The sequence below is a fragment of the Blautia ammoniilytica genome (genome assembly GCF_025566965.1).
Taxonomy (GTDB): Bacteria; Bacillota; Clostridia; order Lachnospirales; family Lachnospiraceae; genus Blautia_A; species Blautia_A ammoniilytica.
On the sequence record NZ_JAOQJL010000005.1, the window covers coordinates 140,360 to 146,457 of the forward strand.

The window sequence follows — 6,098 nt, forward strand, 5'->3', positions numbered from 1 at the left end:
TTATAATATATTAATAAACAAAGTTAATACCAAACTATTAATAAAATCTGCAAACAAACTGCCTACCAGCGGAACAAGCAGATATGCTTTTACTGATGGAGCATATTTTTCGCAGAGTACCTGCATATTTGCCATTGCATTGGGCGTTGCTCCCATACCAAATCCGCACACGCCAGAGGACAGAACCGCCGCATCATAATCCCTTCCCATAACATTAAATACCACAAAATAAGTAAACAGAAAGATCAGGATTGTCTGACCTGCCAGTAATACCAGCAGTGGAAGAGCCAAATCTGCCAGCTGCCATAGCTTCAAAGTGATCATGGCCATTCCAAGAAACATGGAAAGACTGATACCGCCAATATCATTGATCTCCCCCATGTAAATAGTAAATTTGCCGGAGTATTCTCCAATGTTACGGATAAATGCTGCCACGATCATTGCACCGATATAAATAGGGAAGGTCATTCCTGTTAAAGAAAGAAGTCTTGATACTACCGTTCCGATCCCCATGGCAATGATCAGCTGGAAAACAGCTGCCGGGTACATGCTTGTATGCCGCGCATGTTTCTTTTCTTCCTCAACCAACAGGCTGTCATCCTCTGTCACTACTGTATCCAACAGATTTTTCTTCTCAATCAGACGTTTTCCAACTGGTCCTCCCAGCATACTTCCGGCAATCAGCCCAAAGGTCGCACCAGCTGTACAAAGAGTAGTTGCACCACTTATCCCAAAATCCTCAAGAACTGTTCCAAAGGCGCCGGCTGTACCATGTCCTCCCACCATTGGAATTGATCCTGTACACAAGCCCACAAGTGGATTGATCCTCAGAATTTTAGAAAGACCTACGGCCAGCAAATTCTGTGAAAAGATCAACACAATCACAAGTCCAAGAAAAACGATCAATGCCTTTCCACCACTTTTCAATACTTTCAAATTTGCCTGAAATCCAACTGATGTAAAGAAAAATACCATACACACTTCTTTCAAGATGTCATCAAACTGAAATTCCGCTACCCCTGTCACATAACAGACACAGGTAAATATGGCAAACAGCACACCACCAATCACTGGTGCAGGTATACAAAATCTTTCCAGCATATTGATCCTGCGTTTCAGGACCTTACCAAGCATTAAAACCAGCACAGCAGCTGCCATTGTCTGATACATATCTAATTCAATTTTCATCGTTACTCCTCTTGTTATTTTTCTTTTCCGATTTTACACATTGATGCCACAAGATTTATAATAGCTGGCAGCCCCTTCATGGAAAGGGATTCCAATTCCCTGAACTGCTGCATTTTCATTCAAAGTAATATCTGCAGAAAGCGCATATTGGATTTCCTGTTTTTTCTCAAATAAAATTCTGGTGATCCATTCTACAGTTTCTGCATCCAGATCATCACTGACCAAAAGCAGTGCACGCACCCCTACCGTCTGTACCTCGTCTTCCTGTCCGTTATATGTTCCGGCAGGTATAGTATATCTGGAATAAGCAGGATTTACAGTTATCATTTTGTCAATATTTTTTTCGTCCAGGCTTAGCAACCGGATATCACACTGTTTTGACAACTCACTGATTACAGTTGTCTCGGCTCCGGCTGTACAGAAAAATCCATCAATCTTTCCATCCCGAAGCTGCTGTGCTGCATCTGTATAATCAAGATGTACCTTTTCTCCTAAATTGTCCCAAATACCGTATATTGAAAGAATCTGTTTTGCACTCTCTTCTGTTCCGGATTCTTCTTCACCTACACTGACTTTTTTCCCAAGAAGATCATCAATTGTCTGAATCTCTGACTCATCACGTACAATAATCTGGCATGCTTCCATATAAAGTCCTGCCACAGCACTATACCCTTGATATTTCTTACCGTCTGTCCATGAGCCAGTTCCCTGGTATGCAGCCCTGGTCATATCTTCCTGGGCAATTGCCATCTGGATATACCCTTCAGATAACAAACGCAGGTTAGCAGCAGAACCGGCAGTTGTCTTTACTTCAATTTGCTTCTCCTCCTGATCTGCTGTGAGAAGATCCCCAAAGGTATCTGCAAACGCATGGTACATACCGCCGATGCCAGCTGCACCAAATCGAATATGACCTATCGAACCTATACATCCGGTTAAAAGCAGAACCATTGCTAAAAATAGTATTCCCTTTTTTTTCATCCTTCTTCCTCCTGCATATTCTTGGTAATTTCATATTATATCAGCTGGGAGATGACTCCCACCTCTATAGGTGGTGAGAAACAAGCTAGTATCAGTGGTGGGAGTCAATCCCCCAGCTGATATAGCCTCCGGCAGGATTGCAGAGGTGCGCAGTAGAAGTATGTCATGCAATTGCATGACGCGCACCTCGCAGCAAGAATGCCGAGGCATTCTTGAATAACAAAGCGAGCAAGTCTACTTCAAGTTCCATGAGTTTCTCAATCCATCCCGCTATTACATAAAAAAAAGTCCCTGATAATCAAGGACTTAATCAAAAAGGCGCAGACCGGATTTGAACCGGTGAATCGAGGTGTTGCAGACCTATGCCTTACCACTTGGCTACTGCGCCATATCAACTCCCCCTGTTGGACTCGAACCAACGACACTGCGGTTAACAGCCGCATGCTCTACCGACTGAGCTAAGGAGGAATAACCTGAAAGTATTTTGTACCTTCAAAACCACATACATGCTGACATCCTTTGGAATCTTTAACCTGCTTTTTGGTCAAGCCCTCGACCGATTAGTACTGGTCAACTCCGTACATTACTGCACTTCCATCTCCAGCCTATCTACCTCGTCGTCTTCAAGGGGTCTTACTTCTTTCGAATGGGATATCTCATCTCAGGGGGGGCTTCACGCTTAGATGCCTTCAGCGTTTATCCCTTCCGGACTTGGCTACCCGGCCATGAGCCTGGCTGCTCAACCGGTACACCAGCGGTCCGTCCATCCCGGTCCTCTCGTACTAAGGACAGCTCCCTTCAGATATCCTACGCCCACGCCGGATAGGGACCGAACTGTCTCACGACGTTCTGAACCCAGCTCGCGTACCGCTTTAATGGGCGAACAGCCCAACCCTTGGGACCTACTACAGCCCCAGGATGCGATGAGCCGACATCGAGGTGCCAAACCACTCCGTCGATGTGAACTCTTGGGAGTGATAAGCCTGTTATCCCCAGGGTAGCTTTTATCCGTTGAGCGATGGCATTCCCACTTAATACCACCGGATCACTAAGCCCTACTTTCGTACCTGTTCCACCCGTCGGTGTCACAGTCAAGCTCCCTTCTGCCTTTGCACTCTTTGGATGGTTTCCGTCCATCCTGAGGGAACCTTTGGGCGCCTCCGATACCCTTTCGGAGGCGACCGCCCCAGTCAAACTCCCCGTCTGGCATTGTCCCACCGCCGGTTCACGGCGGCTGGTTAGAAACCCAATACTGCAAGGGTGGTATCCCAACAGCGGCTCCTGTGCAGCTGGCGCTGCACATTCTCAGCCTCCCACCTATCCTGTACATGCAATACCGGATCCCAGTACCAAACTGGAGTAAAGCTCCATGGGGTCTTTCCGTCCTGGCGCGGGTAACCAGCATCTTCACTGGTACTTCAATTTCACCGGATGCATTGTCGAGACAGCGCTCAAATCATTACGCCTTTCGTGCGGGTCGGAACTTACCCGACAAGGAATTTCGCTACCTTAGGACCGTTATAGTTACGGCCGCCGTTTACTGGGGCTTAAATTCAAGGCTTCGATTGCTCTGACCTCTCCTCTTAACCTTCCAGCACCGGGCAGGCGTCAGCCCATATACCTCACCTTTCGGTTTCGCATAGACCTGTGTTTTTGCTAAACAGTTGCTTGAGCCTATTCTCTGCGGCCTGTTTCCACAGGCACCCCTTATCCCTAAGTTACGGGGCCATTTTGCCGAGTTCCTTGACAATGCTTCTTCCGCCGGCCTTAGGATTCTCTCCTCATCCACCTGTGTCGGTTTACGGTACGGGTACGGTACAAACAATAGCGGCTTTTCTTGACGCATGGCTCACGGACTTCGCTACTTTATTTCGCTCCGCTTCACAGCTTCCCATTGTGCGGCGGATTTGCCTTCCGCACTGGTACCCTGCTTGCACCGGGCTTTCCATTCCCGGCTTCCGCTTTCCTTACGTGTCCCCACAGTTCTGTCATACCGCAGTACAGGAATCTCCACCTGTTGTCCATCGGCTACGACTCTCGTCCTCGCCTTAGGCCCCGACTCACCCAGGGCAGATCAGCTTTACCCTGGAAACCTTGGATATTCGGCCACAAGGATTCCCACCTTGTTCTCGCTACTCATTCCGGCATTCTCTCTTCCATACAGTCCACAGCTCCTTTCGGTACTGCTTCGTCCCGTATGCAATGCTCCTCTACCAACCTTTCGGTTCCTTAGTTTCGGTGGTGCGTTTCAGCCCCGGACATTTTCGGCGCAGGACCTCTCGACCAGTGAGCTATTACGCACTCTTTGAATGTATGGCTGCTTCTGAGCCAACGTCCTGGTTGTCTTGGAGATCCCACATCCTTTTCCACTTAACGCACACTTTGGGACCTTAACTGAAGGTCTGGGCTCTTTCCCTTTTGACTGCCCAACTTATCTCGTGCAGTCTGACTCCCGGTCATATCTTAGCGGCATTCGGAGTTTGATATTCTTCGGTAGGCTTTGACGCCCCCTAGGAAATTCAGTGCTCTACCTCCGCAAGACTCGATACCGAGGCTAGCCCTAAAGCTATTTCGAGGAGAACCAGCTATCTCCGGGTTCGATTGGAATTTCTCCCCTACCCACACCTCATCCCCACCCTTTTCAACGGATGTGGGTTCGGCCCTCCACTGCCTCTTACGGCAGCTTCAGCCTGGACATGGGTAGATCACCCGGTTTCGGGTATACTCCTACTGACTTTGGCCCTGTTAAGACTTGGTTTCCCTACGGCTCCGTCCCTTAAGGACTTAACCTTGCCAGTAAGCGTAACTCGCCGGACCGTTCTACAAAAAGTACGCGGTCGTGCTCATATGGCACTCCCACAGCTTGTAGACACAGGGTTTCAGGTTCTCTTTCACTCCCCTCCCGGGGTCCTTTTCACCTTTCCTTCACAGTACTCTGCGCTATCGGTCACTAAGTGGTATTTAGCCTTGGGGGGTGGTCCCCCCGACTTCCCACAAGGTTTCTCGTGTCTCGTGGTACTCTGGATCCTGCCATGCTGCCTTTCCTTTCACTTACGGGGCTTTCACCCTCTTCGGCCGGCTTTCCCAAAACCGTTCTGTTAGGATCGGCAGATCATTTTTGCAGTCCTTAACCCCGGAATGCACGCATTCCGGTTTAGGCTCTTCCGCGTTCGCTCGCCGCTACTTGCGGAATCGAGTTTTCTTTCTTTTCCTCCGGGTACTTAGATGTTTCAGTTCCCCGGGTTCCCCTCCATGCGTTATGGATTGGCGCATGGATACATGAGGTTTGCTCATGTGGGTTTCCCCATTCAGAGATCTCCGGATCATTGGATATTTGCTCCTCCCCGAAGCTTATCGCAGCTTGTCACGTCTTTCTTCGGCCCTTAGTGCCAAGGCATCCGCCCTGTGCCCTTATTGCTTGACCATTTGCTTCATCGCCCTAGCGTAGGCGATGCGGTCTCTCGATTCTCTTTTGATAACATTGTTATCGATGTCTTCCTATCTTGCGTTATACCAAGTAAATGCACAGGCTGTACAAAAGGCTGCCGGAAGCTTGCTTCCGTAAAGGCTTTTGGCAGGCTGTATATGCGGCGCAGCTGCGACTGAGTAAATCGGAGATTTACGAAGTGCATTTACGCTCCCCACTCACATGGTATATTAACGTTTTATATCAAGGATGCTTGTGTATCTTATACACAAACTTACATGTATGCAGTTTTCAAGGTACATTTATGACTGATATTTTATCAGTCATTAGAAATCTTAAATCCTTTTAAAACCTCTAATCACTGGTAAAACCAGTTATCATAACAGGGATATCCCCGGTTCTTCTTTTTTTGATCTGGCGCCCGCCTGCTCTCCCACACCGTCTCCAGTGCAGTACCATCGGCCGCTTAGGTCTTAACCGTCGTGTTCGGGATGGGAACGGG

At 48.3% G+C, this 6,098-nt stretch carries 2 protein-coding genes, 2 tRNA genes and 2 rRNA genes; all 6 read right to left on the reverse strand.

Translation table 11 applies throughout. The annotated features are described in order from the left end of the window. On the reverse strand, positions 1 to 1,188 hold the full coding sequence (gltS, locus tag OCV61_RS04045; RefSeq protein WP_158420767.1) for a sodium/glutamate symporter: 1,188 nt from the start codon (positions 1,186 to 1,188) through the stop codon (positions 1 to 3). Positions 1,189 to 1,221: 33 nt separating this feature from the next. Continuing rightward, on the reverse strand, positions 1,222 to 2,169 hold the full coding sequence (locus tag OCV61_RS04050) for a TAXI family TRAP transporter solute-binding subunit (protein WP_262582673.1): 948 nt from the start codon (positions 2,167 to 2,169) through the stop codon (positions 1,222 to 1,224). A gap of 316 nt (positions 2,170 to 2,485) precedes the next feature. Continuing rightward, positions 2,486 to 2,557, reverse strand: a tRNA-Cys gene (locus OCV61_RS04055). Between the two features lie 7 nt (positions 2,558 to 2,564). After that, a tRNA-Asn gene (locus tag OCV61_RS04060) sits at positions 2,565 to 2,637 on the reverse strand. A 71-nt stretch (positions 2,638 to 2,708) separates the two neighbouring features. Further along, positions 2,709 to 5,594: ribosomal RNA gene (locus OCV61_RS04065) — 23S ribosomal RNA — on the reverse strand. A 414-nt stretch (positions 5,595 to 6,008) separates the two neighbouring features. Next, positions 6,009 to 6,098 (reverse strand): 5S ribosomal RNA (gene rrf, locus OCV61_RS18970); the annotation flags it as partial.

What these genes read in the sequence shown, in the direction of transcription:
- gltS (WP_158420767.1), bottom strand. Translation starts at nt 1,188, where the DNA reads ATGAAAATTGAATTAGATATGTATCAGACAATGGCAGCTGCTGTGCTG.
- OCV61_RS04050 (WP_262582673.1), bottom strand. Translation starts at nt 2,169, where the DNA reads ATGAAAAAAAAGGGAATACTATTTTTAGCAATGGTTCTGCTTTTAACC.